The 19150-nt window shown below is 42.2% G+C and carries 18 protein-coding genes; 8 read left to right on the forward strand and 10 right to left on the reverse strand.

Annotation, left to right across the window (positions count from 1 at the left end; translation table 11 throughout):
• Window positions 1-133 precede the first annotated feature (133 nt).
• Window positions 134-1201: an exonuclease/endonuclease/phosphatase family protein gene (locus NRIC_RS11445; RefSeq protein ID WP_146622848.1), complete on the reverse strand. Its 1068-nt coding sequence runs from the start codon at window positions 1199-1201 to the stop codon at window positions 134-136.
• A 194-nt stretch (window positions 1202-1395) separates the two neighbouring features.
• On the opposite strand from NRIC_RS11445, the gene NRIC_RS11450 reads away from it, so the two are divergent.
• Window positions 1396-1965, forward strand: coding sequence for a GNAT family N-acetyltransferase (locus NRIC_RS11450; RefSeq protein ID WP_146622849.1), 570 nt, complete (start codon window positions 1396-1398; stop codon window positions 1963-1965).
• Between the two features lie 44 nt (window positions 1966-2009).
• Here NRIC_RS11450 and NRIC_RS11455 read toward each other — a convergent pair whose 3' ends face one another.
• A complete protein-coding gene (locus NRIC_RS11455; RefSeq protein WP_146622850.1) occupies window positions 2010-2528 on the reverse strand; it encodes an LURP-one-related/scramblase family protein in 519 nt (172 codons plus the stop codon).
• A gap of 21 nt (window positions 2529-2549) precedes the next feature.
• A complete protein-coding gene (locus NRIC_RS11460) occupies window positions 2550-3413 on the reverse strand; it encodes a Cof-type HAD-IIB family hydrolase (RefSeq protein WP_146622851.1) in 864 nt (287 codons plus the stop codon).
• Window positions 3414-3720: 307 nt separating this feature from the next.
• On the opposite strand from NRIC_RS11460, the gene NRIC_RS11465 reads away from it, so the two are divergent.
• The 4 genes from NRIC_RS11465 (at window position 3721) to NRIC_RS11480 (ending at window position 6630) form a co-directional block, all read left to right on the forward strand.
• A complete protein-coding gene (locus tag NRIC_RS11465; RefSeq protein WP_146622852.1) occupies window positions 3721-4401 on the forward strand; it encodes a uracil-DNA glycosylase in 681 nt (226 codons plus the stop codon).
• A gap of 153 nt (window positions 4402-4554) precedes the next feature.
• Entirely contained in the window at window positions 4555-5535 is a 981-nt protein-coding gene (pta, locus tag NRIC_RS11470; RefSeq protein WP_146622853.1) for a phosphate acetyltransferase, read from the forward strand.
• Between the two features lie 104 nt (window positions 5536-5639).
• Window positions 5640-6113, forward strand: coding sequence for a tRNA (adenosine(37)-N6)-threonylcarbamoyltransferase complex ATPase subunit type 1 TsaE (gene tsaE, locus NRIC_RS11475; protein ID WP_146622854.1), 474 nt, complete (start codon window positions 5640-5642; stop codon window positions 6111-6113).
• Window positions 6106-6630, forward strand: a complete 525-nt coding sequence (locus NRIC_RS11480) for a GNAT family N-acetyltransferase (RefSeq protein ID WP_146622855.1) — start codon at window positions 6106-6108, stop codon at window positions 6628-6630. Before tsaE ends, NRIC_RS11480 begins: the two co-directional genes overlap by 8 nt.
• A gap of 67 nt (window positions 6631-6697) precedes the next feature.
• On the opposite strand, the gene NRIC_RS11485 is transcribed toward NRIC_RS11480, so the two are convergent.
• On the reverse strand, window positions 6698-7231 hold the full coding sequence (locus NRIC_RS11485; RefSeq protein ID WP_146622856.1) for a 3'-5' exonuclease: 534 nt from the start codon (window positions 7229-7231) through the stop codon (window positions 6698-6700).
• 77 nt (window positions 7232-7308) lie between these two features.
• A complete protein-coding gene (locus NRIC_RS11490; protein ID WP_146622857.1) occupies window positions 7309-8064 on the reverse strand; it encodes an exodeoxyribonuclease III in 756 nt (251 codons plus the stop codon).
• Window positions 8065-8259: 195 nt separating this feature from the next.
• Here NRIC_RS11490 and NRIC_RS11495 point away from each other — a divergent pair, with 195 nt between their 5' ends.
• The 3 genes from NRIC_RS11495 to NRIC_RS19705 all read left to right on the forward strand — a co-directional run bounded on the left by NRIC_RS11495 (window position 8260) and on the right by NRIC_RS19705 (window position 10639).
• The gene (locus tag NRIC_RS11495; RefSeq protein ID WP_146622858.1) at window positions 8260-9174 is read left to right on the forward strand and encodes a Gfo/Idh/MocA family protein; all 915 of its coding nucleotides are present in this window, start codon (window positions 8260-8262) and stop codon (window positions 9172-9174) included.
• A gap of 66 nt (window positions 9175-9240) precedes the next feature.
• A complete protein-coding gene (gene murB / locus NRIC_RS11500; protein ID WP_146622859.1) occupies window positions 9241-10143 on the forward strand; it encodes a UDP-N-acetylmuramate dehydrogenase in 903 nt (300 codons plus the stop codon).
• A 373-nt stretch (window positions 10144-10516) separates the two neighbouring features.
• Complete coding sequence (locus NRIC_RS19705; RefSeq protein WP_265416111.1) at window positions 10517-10639, forward strand: hypothetical protein; 123 nt, start codon at window positions 10517-10519, stop codon at window positions 10637-10639.
• Between the two features lie 49 nt (window positions 10640-10688).
• Here the strand turns inward: NRIC_RS19705 and NRIC_RS11505 are convergent, their stop codons facing one another.
• From NRIC_RS11505 to NRIC_RS11525, 5 genes are all read right to left on the reverse strand, one after another.
• Window positions 10689-12233 carry a glycoside hydrolase family 43 protein gene (locus tag NRIC_RS11505; RefSeq protein ID WP_146622860.1) on the reverse strand — a complete coding sequence of 515 codons (1545 nt, stop codon included), beginning with the start codon at window positions 12231-12233 and terminating at the stop codon, window positions 10689-10691.
• A 16-nt stretch (window positions 12234-12249) separates the two neighbouring features.
• A complete protein-coding gene (gene pgmB / locus NRIC_RS11510) occupies window positions 12250-12906 on the reverse strand; it encodes a beta-phosphoglucomutase (RefSeq protein ID WP_146622861.1) in 657 nt (218 codons plus the stop codon).
• A complete protein-coding gene (locus NRIC_RS11515) occupies window positions 12899-15724 on the reverse strand; it encodes an alpha-L-rhamnosidase (RefSeq protein WP_146622862.1) in 2826 nt (941 codons plus the stop codon). Before NRIC_RS11515 ends, pgmB begins: the two co-directional genes overlap by 8 nt.
• A 16-nt stretch (window positions 15725-15740) precedes the next feature.
• Window positions 15741-17426 (reverse strand): glycoside hydrolase family 3 protein, encoded by a 1686-nt coding sequence (locus NRIC_RS11520; protein ID WP_146622863.1) that lies wholly within the window; start codon window positions 17424-17426, stop codon window positions 15741-15743.
• A 298-nt stretch (window positions 17427-17724) separates the two neighbouring features.
• Complete coding sequence (locus NRIC_RS11525) at window positions 17725-19149, reverse strand: glycoside hydrolase family 1 protein (protein ID WP_146622864.1); 1425 nt, start codon at window positions 19147-19149, stop codon at window positions 17725-17727.
• Between the last annotated feature and the right edge of the window lies 1 nt (window position 19150).

Below are 19150 nucleotides of genomic sequence, written 5' to 3' on the forward strand. Positions count from 1 at the left end.
GTGAGATTCTTTTAGAATCAGCGAGTAAAAGTGGTGCGGGGGGAAGCTTTCAGAGGGCCTTTTAGGCCGTGGCCGGTAAGAGAGGCTTCCAGCCGAAGAGCAAACCACCCGTTTTCACGGGTGGTTATGATTGCTACTCTAATTCAAAATTCAGATACACCGGATTATGGTCAGAGAATTGAAATTGCTCATCCTTCACGTGGATAGACTTTACAGCAATGTTGTCTGAAACGATAAATCCGTCGATTAAAGACACATTTGCTGTGTCCTTGTTATAAGGTTCGTTTAGCATACGAGAAGATGGAATTTTTTCTTTTGCTAGTTTCCCCAGCGGAATGTCAAATCCTTTAGGCAAGTCTTCCTTTGGAAAAGGTTGATTCCAACTATAGCGTTTTTGACTGGTATTAAAGACATCCGGACTGTTGCCTAACACATCATGATTAAAATCGCCGCCGACTAGTACGTAATTTCCATCCTGGTATTCCTGCTCCATCACATCGAACAGTGTATCCAGCTGTGCAGCCTGTATGGATTTATCCTTCGTATAAGCTGATAAATGGACGTTGATGGATACGAGCTCATTTCCTTCCTTCACTGGGGTTTTGGTTACGGTAAAAGCGCGGTCCAAATCAAAAAACTTGTTGATGTTGGTTTCGATTGGCAACGAATACCGCTTGCTGTCTGTCAATTCACCTTTACTCATCGTCACTAATCCAGATTTTGATTTGCCGATCGGCTGAGTAAAAGGATAGAACAAATAAGGGGAGTCGTAATTCCGCCCGTAAATGCTGTTGTACCCTAGTAGATGATTGCTCAGCCAGTTGACTTCATCGACGTGATAAGAGCGGTCTGCCGCTTCGTCCACCTCTTGATAAAAGGCGATCGTAGGATCAATCTCTTCCGTTGTGTCTACGATTCCCCGCATGTTTTTCTCGACAACAGATTTGCTGTCTGCACGGGATTTTTCTCCGCCGTCCATAAAGAAGCTGTAGCTGGGCGGATAGGCGCCATAGCCAATATTGAAGGTCATGGCCCGATAAGGTGTCTCTTTTTCTAACGCAACTGGACTTTCATGCGTTGCTTCTAGTTTCTGGTTATCTGGGATGCGGTGGTAGGCAATAAACAGATACGCAATGTAGCCGCCAACCACTACTAAAACGATTACTAATAAAATAAGAAAAGCTTTCAGCAGCTTTTTCATACTTGTTCCTCCTAATTAATCGCATTCGTTTACGGGAAAACGAACGACGTCATTTTTAACTGATTTTCTATCTGGTTCAACTCTATCATAGCAAATTTTCGAGAAAGTAATAGCTGAAAAGTAGATATCTTTCGTTTTTTTAAAGACAATGATAAGATAGAAAGAAAGAGTAAGTTATTAAAAGGAGTTTTAGAATGATTCGATTTGCGAGAAAACAAGATGCCCAGGAGATTGCTGAGCTGATCCTGATTATTTTAAAGGATATGCATTTGCCTTTTGTCACTGAATTTGGTGAAGAGGCTGCCAAGCAGGCGATCATGGCCTCTTATGAAGATCCAACATACCGATTCGGGTACGATCGTGGGTTGGTGGAAGAAATCAATGGTGAAATTGCCGGAGCGGTATTTGGCTATCCGGCCAAAGAGGAACCGATTATCGATGAGCCGTTGACTCGCTATTTGAGCTCGATCGGCTTGTCCGTGGATGTCAAATTGTTTATTGATCCGGAAGCGACAGCAGGCGAGTGGTATTTGGATTCGATTGCCGTTAACGAGGCTTTCCGTGGTCAAGGAATCGGGTCACGCCTTTTGAAGGCAGTGGATCAGCTGGCTACCAGAGATGGCGAGACGGTGATCGGCTTAAATGTCGCCAAAGAAAATCCTGCGGCTAAACGACTGTATGAGCGTCAAGGGTTCACTGTCGTTGGAGATCGAATCATCAGTGGTCATCCTTATGATCATATGCGTAGAGAAGTGCAGCAGTAAACAAAAAAGTTCTCATCTGTCTAGAATGACGGATGGGAACTTTTTTAGGCACAGAAGGTGACTTCTAAGCCCGTCTTTTTTTGTTTTTCTTTGCTTCGGTTGTACAACCAATAATCCATAATTGCTGCAACACAGATTGCTACGGGAGCATCCGCCTGCTTTTTGACATCCAGCACATAATAGTCGCCCGTTAAAAAACTACCTTTGTCCATCGTCATCACTCGTTGATTGAAGTGGTTGATGGAATAATGGTGGTTGTAAATATCACCATAAACAGCCCAGTGTAACTGCTTAATATAATAAAAATCTCCAGGCCAGTTAAAGATTTTGTGCAGTGTGCCGACCTTTGTGAAATTCTGATAGATCTCAAATTTTCGACCAAAGATGACACTCGCCTGTTTGATGTGGGCGACCATTTTTCCGTCCATTGCATACAGCGAAAGTACATTTCCTTTACGTCCCCATTGACCGACCAGCAAATAAAGCGCCTTTCCATTGGCGTCCTTTACGATCGTACGGGTCGCTGAGCTTAGATGTTTTTCTTGAATATAATATTCGGTCATCTTTTTCACCACTTTGGTTGATTATTCAGAAAGGATTTGTTCGATTGCTTTGGCAACTCCGTTTTCTTCGTTCGTTACAGTGACATATTTGGCTTCCTTCTTTACTTCTGGCTCAGCATTTCCCATAGCAAAGCTTGTCCCGGCATACCGCAGCATGCTGACATCGTTGAAATTATCACCAATCGCCATAACTTCATCAGCAGTGATCCCCATGCTTTCGGCATAACGAGCGACCGCGATCCCTTTTTGGGCATTGACATGGTTGATCTCAATGTTACTGGCTTCTGAAGCTGCGATGGCCAGTTCGCCTAAGGCATTGATGCGGGTCTCCGCCGTTTGCAGAGTCGCTGGCCCGTGCTTGTCAAAAGCGATGATCTTCAATATCTCTTCTTCATTTTCGATCACGGTTTTTCGCATATCGGCAACATAGTCGATCGGTAAAATCGTCATCATACTGGAGGTTTGAGCGATCACACGTTTTTGTGACATAGTAGGACTTAACTCCGCCACTCGTTCAGAGAAGAAATCAATTCGGACCGATTGATTTTCTGAATATACATGCTTTGCTGTAAAAATCTCATAATAAATGTGTTCCTCTTCCAAGACGTCCATGATTTCAAAAGCCTTTTCACGCGGGATCGGAACAGTAAAAATAGTTTCGCCATGGGCATCTAGTACCAGTGCACCATTTAGAAGGATCATTGGCACATGGATCTTCGCCGTTTCTAAAGAAGCCATTGCGTGGCCGATGCCTCGACCTGTTGCGGTAATGAACTCCACTCCCGCAGCCTGTGCTTTTTCGATAGCTTTGATGGTTTGCTTGGTCACCTGCATTTGGTTGTTCAACAAGGTGCCGTCCATATCAGAAGCAATCAATTTTATCAAAATGATTCACCCAACTTTCTTCAGCTACATTAATAACAAGAATACTAAACGCGTCAACTCTTATTATAACTCAAAATGATGGATAAATCAGTAGATGGTGAGAATCTTAACCATCAAAATACAGGGTTAGGTGAGAAAATAGCTGGGATCCCAGGTCTAAAAACTAGATAACTCAGTCAGGGCATTGTTCAAAAGACCAACCGCATTTTTTGATGCTCAAGGAATGAAATAAATTGGACTTCCTTTGCTCACATGGTGTACCATAATGCTGAAAGAAAATCGTTGATTATGACTGAGGAGGAAGGCAATGAAGCAAATTATTCACAACAGTTGGCAAGAGGTATTGCAAGAAGAGTTTCAAAAGGAGTATTACTTGCAGTTGAGAGAATTTTTAAAGACCGAATATCGCACTCAGCGTATCCATCCAGATATGTTTCATATTTTTGAAGCGTTGGAATTGACCCCATATGAGAAAGTCGAGGTCGTGATTTTAGGGCAAGACCCTTACCACGGTGTGAATCAGGCCCATGGATTGTCTTTTTCGGTTCAGCCAGGTGTGGCAATTCCACCATCCTTACGTAATATTTACAAGGAATTGCATAGTGATTTAGGGATTCCGCCCGTTTCTCATGGAAATTTGAACAGCTGGGCAAAACAGGGCGTTCTTTTGTTGAACACAGTACTAACAGTACGTGAGGGACAAGCGTATTCGCATCGCGGCAAAGGATGGGAACAGCTGACTGACGTTATCATTCAAAAGTTGAACGAGCGGGAAAAACCGATCGTATTCATCCTATGGGGAAAACCAGCGCAAGAAAAGATTAAAATGATTGATACCAGCAAACATGCGATCATTAAATCTGTTCACCCATCGCCGTTATCTGCTAGCAGAGGATTCCTAGGTTCAAGACCTTTTTCAAAAACCAACGAGATTCTTGAAAGCTGGGGTGAAAAACCCATTCATTGGCAATTGCCTGAAACAGTGTGATATGACACCGTTTTCTGTTACAGTAACACCTGTGAAAAAATGCACAAAACAGGTTATCCCTCGTTTTTAATTATGGTACAGGAAAATTTTTCTGTTTTTTTCATGTAAAATAGTGTATGATGAGAGGGTAAATAATTTCTGGAGGGTGTATAAGTGGAACTATTTGATAGCTTAAAATTTAAAATTGTTCGTCGTCAAATTAAAATCGTTTTTCCTGAAGCAACCGATGCGCGAATTTTAGGAGCGGCAGCTCGTCTGAAGGCCGAAGAATTGGTGGAGCCAGTTTTGATCGGTAATTCTGAGGAGATCAAAAAAGTGGCTAAAGGTCGTGGACTACAAGCGGACAACTTTAAAATTATCGATCCCGAGAACTTTGACCGCTGGGATGAGATGGTCGACGCTTTTGTGGAACGTCGCAAAGGGAAGGTTTCGAAAGAAGATGCCGTGAAGATTCTAAAAGATGAGAACTATTTTGGAACCATGCTGACTTACATGGGTGTGACAGAAGGAATGGTATCCGGCGCGATTCACTCGACTGGGGATACAGTTCGACCTGCTCTGCAGATTATCAAGACAAAACCCGGTGTCAGCCGTACCAGCGGAGCAATGATCATGGTTCGCGGACGAGACCAAGAAAAATACTTGTTCTCTGACTGTGCTATCAATGTCAATCCCAATGCACAAGAATTAGCTGAGATCGCAGTTGAGTCTGCCAAAACAGCTGAATTATTTGAGATCGAACCTAAAGTTGCGATGATGAGTTTTTCGACGAAAGGTTCAGCGAAGGCTCCAGAAGTTGAAAAGGTCATGGAAGCTACCAAGATCGCGCAAGAATTAGCACCAGAATATGAAATTGATGGCGAATTGCAATTTGATGCTTCGTATGTATCAAGTGTCGCACAATTAAAAGCGCCAGATTCAAAGGTAGCTGGACAAGCAACTGTGTTTGTTTTCCCAGAGTTGCAATCTGGAAATATTGGCTACAAGATCGCTCAACGCTTAGGAAACTTCGAAGCGATTGGACCAATCCTGCAAGGGTTGAACAAGCCTGTGTCTGACCTTTCTCGCGGTGCAAATGAGGAAGATGTGTACAAGCTTTCCATCATTACTGCTGCCCAAACATTAATGAACTAGTTTATGTATAGCGACTGTCTGCAGACGGTCGTTTTTTGATGTCTTGCAAACGAGAAGGAAATCAGTATACTGAACCTATGAATGAACAGGAAGGAGCAGCACCTTTGATAACGATTGAAAATCTACAAGCAACAGAATCACTGGGTGTGATGATTGGAGTGGCTGCTGAGCCGGGAGAGAATTTAATCTTAACCGGAGATCTTGGTGCAGGCAAAACCACTCTGACAAAAGGCATTGCCAAGGGACTTGGAATCACACAGATGATCAAAAGTCCTACCTATACAATTATTCGCGAATACGATCAAGGCAGAATTCCCTTGTATCATATGGATGTTTACCGGATCGGACATGATGCTGACGATCTTGGATTGGATGAGTATTTTGAAGGGGACGGACTTTCCGTGATCGAATGGGGCAGTCAGCTTGGAGAAGATGTGCCTGAGGACTATCTTGAACTGATTCTTTCAAAGGATGAGCAAAGTTTAGAGAAACGAGAAGTAACATTCATTGCGCATGGAAAAAAAAGTGAAGTTCTCAAACAAAAAATAATGCAAGAGTGGGGACAGTCACATGTCTGAGGAATTGCAGGTGACACTGAGAGAAGCGATTCCCGATGATGCTGCAGCACTGATCGAAGTAATGAAGCAGCTTGCTGAAGAAACGGATTTTCTGATTATGGATCAACCTGCGCTGGAAATGACGTTGGAGATGATGGCTTTGAATCTCGCAGCACTGTACGAAAGTCCAAATAATTGTTTGTTCATCGCTTTTGTCAATGGAAAAATTGTCGGGCTAGCCTCCATCAAAGCCTCAGACGACTATCGAGTCGCCCACATTGGTGAGGTTGGCATCAGTTTGTTGAAAGACTATTGGGGCTTTGGCCTCGGCAGTCTGCTAATGGAGGAGTTGATTCTCTGGGCGGAAGAAGGACAGCTGCTGCGCAGACTGGAATTGACTGTTCAGGTAAGAAACCAGCGTGCAATCCATTTGTATGAAAAAATGGGCTTTGAAAAAGAGGCCACCATTGCGCGGGGAGCTCGGAGTGAGGATGGCGCTTTTTTAGACGTTTATTTGATGCGTCTATTTATCAATTAAAAAAGGCTGTGACAGTGTTGCCGCAGCCTCTAAAAGGACGAATAATCAGTACTATTGTCACAACCTTTTACAAGGATGTGACTAATTTTTTTAAAGGAGCTACGCCAAAATGGGCTTCTTGATACAACAAAATTTTGGCACAGGCGCGACTGTCCTCCAACGCGTCATGATGGCGCTCCAAGGGAATACCTAATTCCTGACAAACCATGTTTAGCCGATGACTTGTCATTTCGGGGAACAATTTGCGACTGGTTCGAACGGTGCACAAGGATAGATAATTTGGCTGCGGCAGGTGATAATAATCCAAACATCCGGCTAAAACATTGGTATCAAAGCCGGCATTATGCGCTACAATCAGGCGGTTGTTTTGATAATAGTGTTGGATCTCCTGCCAAACCTCTGGAAATTTCGGCGCATCCGCGACATCTTCTGGATGGATGCCGTGAATTTGGATGTTTTTCCAAAAAAAGTCGGTCTCAGGTTGAATCAATGAATAGTATTCCCCGACAATTCGGCTGTTTTTAACCATCACTAGTGCTAAAGAACATGCACTATGCGGCTGATAATTGGCTGTTTCAAAATCCATGGCAATAAAATTCATTGTTTCGAACCTCCCATAGTTGTTTTAACACAACTTGCTGCTGCTGAAAAGAAAATGCAAGGGATCGAAACAAAAAATTAAAGCTTTACATCCAACTCTACTGGACAGTGGTCGCTGCCCATGATCTCCGTCCAGATTTTAGCGTCCGATAACTGTGGCTTCAAATCTTCTGAGACGACAAAGTAATCGATCCGCCATCCCGCATTGTTGCGCCGTGCATTGAAACGATAACTCCACCATGAATAAACACCTGTCACCTCAGGATAAAAATAGCGGAACGTGTCAATATAACCGTTCTCCAGTAAGACTGTAAATTTTTCACGCTCTTGTGGGGTGAAGCCGGCATTTTTTTGATTGGTTTTCCAGTTTTTTAAATCAATAGTCTGGTGTGCCACATTTAAGTCACCGCAAAGAATTACAGATTTTTCAGCTTTTAAGGTATTTAAATAAGCCAAAAAATCAGTTTCCCACTGCATTCGGTAATCTAAACGCTTCAGCTCATTTTGGGAATTGGGTGTATAGCAGGTAACGACATAATAACTGTCGTATTCCAACGTGATCAAGCGCCCTTCTTGATCATGCAGGTCATGATTCATTCCATAAAAGACGTGATTGGGTTGGTGTTTCGTAAAAATCGCGGTTCCTGAGTAGCCCTTTTTTTCTGCATAGTTCCAGTACTGATAATAGCCTGGCAGGTCCATTTCGATCTGACCTTCCTGCAGCTTGGTTTCTTGCAGGCAGAAAAAATCAGCATCCAACTCATGGAAAGCCTCCATGAAGTTCTTTTTCATAATGGCTCGCAAGCCGTTCACGTTCCAAGAAATCAGTTTCAACGCAATTCCTCCTCGTTCGTCGTTCTGTGATCATTTCACAATTGGGTCTCTTCTGCTAAATGAGAAGAGATGCCTCTTTACGTTGTTTATTGTAACGAAAAAGCATGAATCAGACAAATCACAGCTGAAATTCTCTTGAACTAGGAGTAAAATAAAGCATGAAACAATTTTGATTGGTCAGGGAGGGAAATGAAAATGAAAATAGGGGTTATTGGGTTAGGCAGTATTGCACAAAAGGCGTACCTGCCCATTTATGCAAAAATGCAAGACCAGGCAGAATTTATCTTTTCCACAAGAAATGAAGAGGTCCGAGATAAAGTTTCACAAAAATATCGCTTTCAGAATATCGTGGCATCTTTTGATGAATTGATGGAGTATCGGTTGGATGCTTGTTTTATTCATGCGGCGACAGACAGCCATTATGAGCTCGCAAAACGCTGTCTGCAAAACAACATTCACGTGTTTATCGACAAGCCTGTCAGCGAAAGCTACAAAGAAACAAAAGAACTCTTCGAATTAGCGGAAGAAAAGGATCTGTTGTTCATGGTCGGCTTTAATCGACGCTTTGCACCAATGGTCGAAAAACTAAAATCCTTACCGGAAAAACGGACGATCCACTTGGAAAAAAATGAAGTCGATCAAGCCTTATCGACGCAATATGGAATTTACGACATGTTCATTCATTTAATCGACACAGCGGTCTATCTGCTCGATGATCCAATCTTGAATGTTCACTCAAAAGTCCGCGAGCAGGCAGGGAAAATGACCTATGCGCAAATGCAGATCTCTACCGAACAAACAGAATGTATGTTGACCATGGATCTGCAAAGTGGAGCAAAAACCGAATGCTATCAGATTACGACCCCAGAAAAAAGCTTGATTCTGGATCAACTGACTGATTTAACAGTCAAAATCAACGATCAAACCAAAACAATGCGTTTTGGCGCTTGGGCCAATACGTTGGAAAAACGCGGCTTTGAGCAAATGGTTGCGGCCTTTCTTTCTAGTCTAAAACGCCGGTCAAAAGAGTCGCTTCGGCAAAAGGATGTATTGCTGAGCCATAAACTATGTCGCGGAATGCTGATCGATCATGTGCGAAGCATGCTGTAAGGGCTGGAAAGATTAGAAAGAGCGTGATAAAATAATCTGGATGTGTCAGGAAAGGAACCGAATAACTTGAATAAAACAGAATTGACAGCAGCATTGCCTGAGATAAAGGTAATGTTTAATGAACCTTTGATGAACTATACTTTTACCAAAACGGGTGGACCTGTAGATATATTGGCATTTCCGAAAAACACAGGAGAAATCAAAGCACTGGTCGATTTCTGCCGCAAACAGAGCATTCCTTGGATGGTTCTCGGCAAGGCTAGCAATTTGATCGTGAAAGACGGCGGGATCCGCGGAGTCGTAATCATGCTGACGGAAATGAACCAAGTGAACGTGAAGGGAACCAAGATTACTGCTCAGGCAGGGGCCAAACTGGTGGATACGACTTACGTGGCTTTAGAGCATTCGTTGACCGGATTTGAATTTGCTTGTGGCATCCCTGGAAGCATCGGCGGAGCCGTCTTTATGAACGCGGGTGCGTATGATGGTCAGCTGGAAGATGTTTTCGAATCGGCAGAGATCCTTTTGGCAAACGGAAAAATCGAGACGTGGACAGCCGATCAAATGAATTTCAGTTATCGGTATTCTTCCGTACAAGAGCAGCCGGTGATCATAGTGAGCGCAACCTTTGATTTAGCTGCGGGAGATTACAATATGATCGAAAAACGTATGAAGGAATTGACTGAGCTGCGCCAATTGAAGCAGCCGCTGGAATATCCTTCGTGCGGGAGTGTCTTTAAACGACCTGTGGGGCATTTTACCGGAAAATTGATTCAGGATGCTGGGTTGCAGGGACTCAAATGGGGTGGAGCCCAAATCTCTATGAAGCATGCTGGGTTTATCGTCAATATTGACAATGCTACTGCCACTGATTACATTGAATTGATTGCGCATATCCAGACAGTCATTAAAGAAAAATTTGATGTGACTTTGGAAACGGAAGTTCGAATCATTGGTGAAGATAAATAAAAAAAAGACTGCAAAGAGTTTCTGTTGAGAATTCAAAGCTTATTTGAACATTTATCGAAAATCATCCGAATTCCAATCTGTCACTATGACCAGGTATTTTCGGTTATTTGCTATACGGCGAGTTTTATTTCAACGCTGGATCTTTTGAGGAAGATCGTACACTGCTGGGACGTTTTTTAAGAGATTCAAAGCAGGCCCCTATTCAAATTTTCGAAAGAGACACTTTTTTCAGTGGGCCGCAGCGCTTTTTTGACGGATTTTCTTTAAAGGCGCAGTTTGAAAGCAAGTTGGCTCTACCAGTAGCGATAATTAATGATGGGAAATCTGCCTCAAGTCAATTATGGAGTTGTCATTACTTTGGGAGCAGGCTTAGGTGGCGGCGAGCATTGAAATGCTTGGAAATGACGATATTCGCTTTGGCAATGAGAAATATATGGCTAAACTGGCTAAACAAGGTATAATTATTCTGACAATGATAGTGATGCTGACTAGATAATCTTTAAAAAAGGCTGGAAAATCTAATTTAACAGATTTTCCAGCCTTTTCTATTTCATACTAAGTGTTTGGCGCCGCACCTCATCAACAACAAAGGTTGCATCCCCCAAGACGTAAATGCCCTGTATATCCCCTGTGTTTAGGGCAGCGATCGCTTCATTTGAAAAATGTAGAGCGCTTGTTTCAAAGCTCAGACTGTTATCGCCGTCAGTGACGACAAACTTTTTTGTAGCTGGCTGATTGATCAATTCGAATTTTACTGGCATTGATGCAAGCACTCCTAATTCTTCTTCTAAGAGGACATCTTCAATTTTTTGATAACGTGATACAATAAAATTCTGTTCTTTTTCCTCTACTAAAATTGCAGCAAAATGGTTGTCATTAATTAGAATAAGAATACCGATTTTCCCGTTCGCAAAGGTGGTGGATGTATTAATCATCACAGAGAAGCTTTCTGCCTGTTCTGTTTGTCTAATTCCTAGAAAGGCTGGTGTCGCTCTTTGGTCAATCGTTGTTGTACGGCCTTTTAGGGTTAAGCTAGAGTTCTGCAAAAGAAGATTCTCATCGAGTGCATCACGTAAGCTAAGCCATTCAGGATTTAACGTAGGCTGATCGAAGCAGTCAATAAAAGGACTTAGTTTTTGTTCATTCACAAGTACGCGTCGATGGTTGGGAAATAGAGTCAGATCAACCGTTTCACTAGGGATACCATTGTTGATTTCTGGCCATTCATTCTCCCAGTTTACCGGATAAAGTAAGGTTTCTCTTCCCATATTAGTAATTTGCTTAAAATCAATGATGGATGGACGGGTTCCTAAACAAGTCAGCCACCAGTTTCCTTTAGTGTCTTGGAACAGGTCGGCGTGACCAATATTTTGTAGGGGTTCATTTGCACGATCACGATTTGTAAAAATTGGATTAACGGCGGAACTATCTTCAAAAGGTCCCCACAGATTGTCTGACTTGAACATTGTAATCATGTGTCCAACTCCTGTGCCGCCCTCAGCAGCTAGTAGGTAATAGGAATTGTTCCTTTTTATGATATGGGGACCTTCGACATCACGGCCACCAGTTCCAAAACTGATAACTTCTGGTCCACGTAGTATTTTTCCAGTTTGAAGGTCAATTTCTGCCTGTTGAATTGCTTTTGTACCCTTATCATCGATGTAGCCTGTGAAGGAGACATAAGTACGCCCATCTTCGTGATAAAGATCGGGATCAATTCCCATAATGTCGATTTCAATTCGCTCTTGTTCCCACACAATTTCTCCACGTTCATTTAGACTGCCTCTAATAATAAAATTCTTGAATTCAGCAAAGTTCGTAGTAATGACAAAGAAATGGCCCTTAAAAAAGCGAATGCAAACAGCGAAGATTCCTTCGTTTGATTTGGCATGTGAGAGGTCTGCTTGTTCCTTTCTCACAGCTATTCCGGGAACCTTTGTCCAATTTAACAGGTCTGTACTTTTACTTAATGCAATACCTGGGTAATATTCAAAGGTGCTGTTGACCATATAGTAAGTATCCTTTACTAAGACGATACTTGGATCAGGATACATCCCTCGAATAATGGGATTTTGATACGTTTTTATCATATAAATTACTCCTTTTTTAGTGAAAATAGGCCTTACAAATTGTAGTCAGCTTCAGCTCAGCTGTTGTTGAAAGAGTAAGGTCAGCTTTTTGCAACTCGGTAGTTTTTCCCACTGCAACAGAGAAGGCGCCACTGTCTTTGATTGCTCGAAGACCGGCAATGGAATCTTCAATTCCGATACATTTTGAAGGCTTTAGCTTCAACGCAGCTGCTGCAGCGAGAAAAATATCTGGTGCCGGTTTTCCCCTAGCAACGCTCCTCGGATCAACGATCGCATCAAAGCTGTCCCTTAAATCTAGTTTGTCTAAAATGAAAGGCCCGTTTAAACTGGCTGACGCTAAGGCGAGTCTTACTTGCTGCTGTTTCAATTCTGAAATAAAATCTGAGACACCGGGGAGTATAGCTTCAGAAGAGATACCCTGAAGCGCCTCCTTGTAGTACGCATTTTTCTCAACTAAGAGCTGTTGAAACATAGTTTCTGAAACAGACACATCTAAGTGTTTTAGGATTACTTTCAATGAATCTGTCCGACTGACGCCCTTGGTTTTCTCCTCTAAACTATCGGGAAGCTCAGAAGAAAAGAAAGTATCGACAAGTTTCCTCCAGGCTTCAAAATGTAAGATAGAGGTGTCCGTAATCACCCCATCTAAATCGAATAATGCACCTTTAAACAAGAGCAGCTTCCTCCCGTTCACTTAAAATCGGGGTAGCTGTCAGTATCTGATTGATTTTCGCAAGATTCTCTGGCGAAATTTGAATAAATGGTAAAAGAGTGTTCAGTTTTGTCAATGACATTGTGCCCAGACCACCTTCAACAGCAGCTGGGTCCGCTTTAAAGAAAGACAATACCGGATCAATGGCGTCGATTTTTTCAACCAGCATAGGATCCGCCATGATTTCAGATGCCGGTGTGTCACTGTGATAATGTTCTACGTAGTTTTTACTAGGAATATAACTGATTTCATAGCTGCCGCAGCTGAGAGAAAAGCAGCCATTTGCTTTTTTTTCACCGTTAACTATCACAGGGCTGCTTTCTCCCCGAGGCAATTTGACATTGACTGTTAATCCAAATGGAATCGTTAAATGGACGATGACTGTATGTTTCCGATCGACTTCAATTTGATATCTCACAGATAAGTTCCCGTATGGTGTGTCAAAGTGTCCATTGACCTGTTTTAAACGGTAGTCAAACTGAGGAGCAAAATTCACTTCTTGATAGCCAGGTCGCACCTGTTGAATTCCCAATAAGTACGTATACGCCCATTCCATAATAGCACCAAAACTGTAATGGTTTAGTGAGTTCATGCCTTCAGGATTCATGGAGCCATCAGGCAGAACGGAATTCCAGCGTTCCCAGACTGTTGTCGCACCAAGATTTACTGCATAAAGCCAGCTCGGAAAATCCTCTAAAAGGAAAATTTTGGTCGCTAACTTATGATAGCCATAATGAGACAAGACCTGACAAATGAAGGGTGTCCCGACAAATCCGGTCTTAAGATGGTCGTTATCTTTTTTCAATCGAGCGACTAAATCCTCCGCCACTCTCGGACGTTGTCTTTCAGGAATCAGTTCAAAATACAAAGCGAGTGCATAGGCGGTCTGAGTATCGATTGCTAAACGACCGTTTGCAGTAATATATTCCTTAACGATGGCTTTTTTGATTTGCTCAGCTTGTTTTCTGTAATGCACTGCATCGGAAAAAATATTCAAAAGCTCGGCGGTTTTAGCGAGAATATCACTGGAATAATAGTAATAGACAGAAGCGATAAAATCCTCTTCCGTTTTTCCAGTCGGCAATGCAGGGTTTTCTCCATCGAGAGCAAGCCAATCGCCAAATTGGAAGGTACCGGTCCATAGCTCACTGCTTTTGCTGTTTTTGCGAATCCATTCTACCCAATCCTTCATTGATGAATAATTTTGACGCAAGATCGCCGGATCACCGTAGACCTGATACATATTCCACGGGATGATTGTCGCTGCATCGCCCCAAACTGCGGAGCCGCCGTCAGAATTTCCCATTGCTGGTGCGTACATGGGAACCATTCCACCATGCAGCTTTTGTTCGACAGCGATATCTTTTGCATATTTTTTAAAGAAGGCGAAGACATTCATGTTCAGGGCAGCTGTTTTCGAAAATACTTCAGCGTCGCCTGTCCAGCCCAAGCGTTCGTCACGTTGCGGACAATCAGTTGGAATATCTAAGAAATTACTTTTTTGTCCCCACATAATATTCTGGAAAAGACGATTAACCTTTGAATTCGTCGTTTCGATTCCACCTGTTAGTGCCATTTCGGAATAAAGAACTGCCGCCTGATAATCTTTCATTTGTAAGGGTTGCGTATTGCCTTCAACTTTTACGTAGCGATAACCGAAAAAGGTAAAATGCGGACGAACCCACTTTTCTTCACCATCAGAAATGTAAACAAAAGAAGCACGTGCTTCACGTAAATTTTCACGATAAAAGTTCCCCTCCTGCAGGATTTCCCCCATTTGGAAGACAAGCTTTGTTCCTTTAGGTTCACGATTGTAAAATTCGATCCAGCCAGTCTGATTCTGTCCAAAATCAAGTACCTGTTCATCAGCAGGCGTTTTAAGAATCTCTTGAACAGACAAACGCTCCATTATTTTTATTGGCAAGCTCAAGCGATCTTGGAGAAGTGAATGTTCTTTATCTAGTCGCATGACAGGCTGCCAATTAACGAAGGTTTTTGTGTCATCAAGATCTTCACCGTAGTAAATCTCTGACTTTGTCACATTGCCTTCAGTTGTTAGCCAGGAGTCATCTGTGGCGATGATTTCTGTTTCACCATCTTCATAGGTCACATGAAATTCTCCTATCACACACTGCTGATCACCATAGATCGAGTTCATGCCACCATCAAAGCCTAAAGTACCTTTGTACCAGCCGTCACCAGTAGAGAAAAGCAGTTCATGAGTGCTTGATTTTTGGAAAGCTTCAGTAACATCATAGGTTTGAACTTGTATCCATTGATCGTAGGCCGTAACTCCTGGTGTTAAATACTCGTCACCAATTTTTTCTCCATTAATAGATGCCTCATAAATGCCTAGGCCAGTCGCATACAAGCGGGCTTTTGCTACGTTCGTGTGGACAGTGATGCCTTTTTTAAATAAAGTGTTCTGAATGGTTTTGTCTGGATTAGCGATCCAATCAGCTTGAAACGGCTCGTTCATTTTTCCAGTTTCAAAAAAGCTTTCTTTAGCAAACACATTGTCAGCTGCGTCCTGAATCGTGATTTCAACATAGTAACGGGTACGTGGCGTCAGCTCTAAGTCAACGTCAAAAAAATTAGTTTCAAAGACCTGCTGTTCGCTTTGATATACTGGTTGGTCATAATCCGTGGTCCAAATTTTCAAATGCTTGGTAATCTCTGCAAAACAATCCGCTTCCACAATAAATTCAATTCGTAAATCTTCAAGCTGGAAGCCCACTGGTTCTACCATGTGATTGATCAAAATTTTCGATATCTTCATTATTTCACGCTCCTAATTATAGTTTGGCGGTAAAATCACCGCAAAATGGGTCTACAGGACTCATTCCTTCAAAAGCTTCAGAGCCGATCATTTTTCTAATGACGGCATCAATGCTTGCTTTATTTCCAGTATAGGTATTGATATAGGTTGATACAGCTGGTATATCAAATAAATGATAAGGGTTCGCTGTTGAAACAAAGATTGTCGGAATAGCTTTCATGAACCAAGGAGCATCCGCAGCCATTAAATGGATCCAATCCAATCGAGTGGTTGTTTGGTTGCTGGCGGTCTCAATGTTTGCGATATAAAGCGCTAAATCAAACTTTTCCTTCATTTCTGCCACGCCTTCTTCAAAAATCTCGTGAAAATCTAGGTGTTGGCGATCATAAAGGGTGACCTCAAAACCGAGATCCTGCAGCTGTTGTAGGAAAATGTCAGAAACCTTGCCGCCTTCCTTAAAGCCTCCATCATCCGAATCGCCTAAAACAACCATTCGAATTCGTGGATAACGATCAACGGTCAAGGGAAGAAGCTGATCACGATCCTTGACTAGGGTGACAGATTTTTTAGCGACAGCTGCTGCTTTTTCTGCATGTTCCATAGTATGTAACTCCAGTGTTTCAGCAAGCTTTCTTTCAAACAACCCATTAGACATTTTTGTGGCGAGGATTCGCAATACTGCTTCTTCTACTCGTTCTAGTTTCAACGTGCCATTTTCAATGGCCTTCTTGATAAAAGTGTAATCTTCATCAATATTCTTATTGAACAAAATCATATCAATACCTGCGTTAATCGTGGCTGGCAGTAATTCTTCCCGCGGCAAAATTGAATTGTAGCCGATCATTGGTGTTGCGTCGGTAATCGCTAAGCCGTTAAAGCCAAGTTCATCACGCAGAAGACCCTCAATCAAGCGCTTTGAAGCGGAGGCTGGTCTTAGTTCTGAATCCTTCAAACCCGGAGAAAGTTTTCTTTCCCAAGCTGGCTGTAGGATATGACCAATCATGATACTGGTAATCCCTTGATCGATAAAGGTTTGGTAGATTTTCCCGTAGGAGTTCATCCATTCGTCAGCAGTTAAGGAGTTAACAGTACTCAACAGATGCTGGTCGCGCTCGTCAACACCATCACCAGGAAAATGCTTGATAACGGGGAGAATACCGTTTTTTTCCAGCCCTTTGATTTGAGCTGTAGCCATTTCAATCACACATTCTTGATCACTTCCAAAGGTTCGGGTGTTGGTGATGGGGTTGCGAAAGTTCATATCAATATCAACAATCGGTGAAAAAGACATGTTGCAGCCGACTTGAGCAGCTTCGTATCCAGCAACATTGCCCAGTTCATAGGCATGTTCAGAGTCGTTTGTTGCTGCGATTTGCATTGGCATTCCAAACCAAGTACCTTCCGTAATAATACCGTTTCCGCCAGACTCCAAATTTGCGGAGAAGAATAATGGAATGTCACTGGCTTCTTGGGCCGTTGTTAGCTGTCGCTTCATTTTCTCCGCTGAAGCAGGACGGTACATCATTCCTCCAGGACGGTAGGTTTTAATAAATTCTGCAATGTCCACCTGTTCGTCATCTTGTCCAATGACAAAAAAAAGCTGTCCAATTTTTTCGTTTAAGGTCATGCTTTTGATTTTTACTTGAAGCAACTTAATTTGTTCTTTTGTTAATTGATATGGTTTCTTTGTTAAATCTAACATGTGTTTCGAACCTCCATGATTTAAGTATACTTGTTGACGCTTTCAGTTTAGCCTGGAAAGAATAGAGGAACCATTGTGAAAAAACATCTGCTGTGTGGTCATTTCACTGGTTCTATTGATGAGTTTTTCTATTAGTGATAGTGTAAGGGAAATAATCTTTTTGGATAATTGAAAAAAGCGACTTTAGATGGTAAATCCTACGATAATCCGACTTTAATTAACAGTCTTCAAAAAAACTCTTTGTATTTATCCTCCAAAAGCAGGTTCAGGATAAATACAAAGAACACGAAGCATATCTTTACATTGAGTTCGAATTCATAGGTGCTTCAAGGTTGGCACCGTTTTGCTGAATCACTTGCTGATAAAAATAGAAACTATCTTTCTTATATCGCTTCAGTTTCTTTTCTGAGAGGTTATCTCGGTCAACAAAGATCAGGCCATACCTTTTTTCAATGCCATCGTTCACACTCAGTAAGTCTATGAAAGACCACGGGTTGAAAGAAATAATGTTGACTCCATCACGAAGTGCTTCTCTGAGTTGGTAAATGTGATCGTTCAAAAAACGGATCCGTGTTTGATCATGAATTTTTCCGTTTTCCAAGTGTTCTCGTTCAGACCAGCCGCACTCAGTGATCATTAAAGGCAGGTGAGGGTAGCGATCATGAACACGCTGCAATGCATATCGAAGACCAAGAGGATCAAAAGAAAAGCCCCATTCTGTGTGCAGCAATTCAGGATCATTGTAGCGTTCGATATGATCAACCACACCAGCCAGCATTTTGGATGCTGCCTGTTCATTGTGTCGAAAAATACTGGTACAGTACCAGTTGAGGCCTAAAAAATCGGCTCGCCCAGTTAAAAATTCTTTTTCGTCTTCGGGCTGGAAAGGCAAGGATATATTTTTTTCTTGTAATTTTCTCAAATAGTAGGTAGGAAACTCTCCTCTAACAGCAACATCCATTGTAATAAAACTGACCATATCTTCCAATGATTTTCCGAGTAGAGCATCTGAAGATTTATGATTATAGGATAAGTTTGTCATATAGGAAACAGCAGGTCCGATTTTTGCATTTGGCAACAGCTTATGGCATAGGTTAAATGTTTTGGCCTGTGCTAGGAACATATGATAATTCGCATACTCCGCCATTGCTCGTAGCTTTTTAGGATTCTCTTCTTTGAGCCCAATCATACTTGGTACATTGATAAGCAAGGAATGTTCGTTAATGGTCAGCCAGTAATTAACCATGCTCCCAAATTCTTCAAAAAGCAATTTGGCATAACGGACATAGTCATCCACGCAGCGTCTGTCAGCCCAGCCGTTGTACTGTTCAACTAAGCTCTGAGGCAGATCAAAATGGAAAATAGTCACGATTGGTTCAATGCCGCTCTTTTTTAGGAGTGTGATTAAGCGACGGTAAAAAGCCAGCCCACGAGTATTTGGATGCGAATCATTACCATTAGGAAAAATTCTTGTCCAGCTAATTGAAAAACGATAAGACGTTAACCCAAGTTCTTTCATTAATGCAACATCTTCTGCTAAATGGTGATAGTGATCGACACTGACGGAGGTATCAAGATATTTTCCTTCCAACGAACGAATGTCTGCTACCGAAAGGCCTTTGCCATCCTCAGCAGCGGCTCCTTCTACTTGAAACGCAGAGGTGCTAGCTCCCCATAAAAAATCAGCGGGGAAATCTGTTTTCAAATGTGCAATCACGCTCATT

This window comes from Enterococcus florum (assembly GCF_004309355.1).
GTDB classification, from domain to species: Bacteria; Bacillota; Bacilli; order Lactobacillales; family Enterococcaceae; genus Enterococcus_A; species Enterococcus_A florum.

Bases quoted from the DNA above. Each gene is read 5' to 3' on its own strand.
- NRIC_RS11445 (WP_146622848.1), bottom strand. From the start codon at position 1,201: ATGAAAAAGCTGCTGAAAGCTTTTCTTATTTTATTAGTAATCGTTTTA.
- NRIC_RS11450 (WP_146622849.1), top strand. From the start codon at position 1,396: ATGATTCGATTTGCGAGAAAACAAGATGCCCAGGAGATTGCTGAGCTG.
- NRIC_RS11455 (WP_146622850.1), bottom strand. From the start codon at position 2,528: ATGACCGAATATTATATTCAAGAAAAACATCTAAGCTCAGCGACCCGT.
- NRIC_RS11465 (WP_146622852.1), top strand. From the start codon at position 3,721: ATGAAGCAAATTATTCACAACAGTTGGCAAGAGGTATTGCAAGAAGAG.
- NRIC_RS11480 (WP_146622855.1), top strand. From the start codon at position 6,106: ATGTCTGAGGAATTGCAGGTGACACTGAGAGAAGCGATTCCCGATGAT.
- NRIC_RS11485 (WP_146622856.1), bottom strand. From the start codon at position 7,231: ATGAATTTTATTGCCATGGATTTTGAAACAGCCAATTATCAGCCGCAT.
- NRIC_RS11495 (WP_146622858.1), top strand. From the start codon at position 8,260: ATGAAAATAGGGGTTATTGGGTTAGGCAGTATTGCACAAAAGGCGTAC.
- NRIC_RS11505 (WP_146622860.1), bottom strand. From the start codon at position 12,233: ATGATAAAAACGTATCAAAATCCCATTATTCGAGGGATGTATCCTGAT.
- NRIC_RS11515 (WP_146622862.1), bottom strand. From the start codon at position 15,724: ATGAAGATATCGAAAATTTTGATCAATCACATGGTAGAACCAGTGGGC.
- NRIC_RS11520 (WP_146622863.1), bottom strand. From the start codon at position 17,426: ATGTTAGATTTAACAAAGAAACCATATCAATTAACAAAAGAACAAATT.
- NRIC_RS11525 (WP_146622864.1), bottom strand. From the start codon at position 19,149: ATGAGCGTGATTGCACATTTGAAAACAGATTTCCCCGCTGATTTTTTA.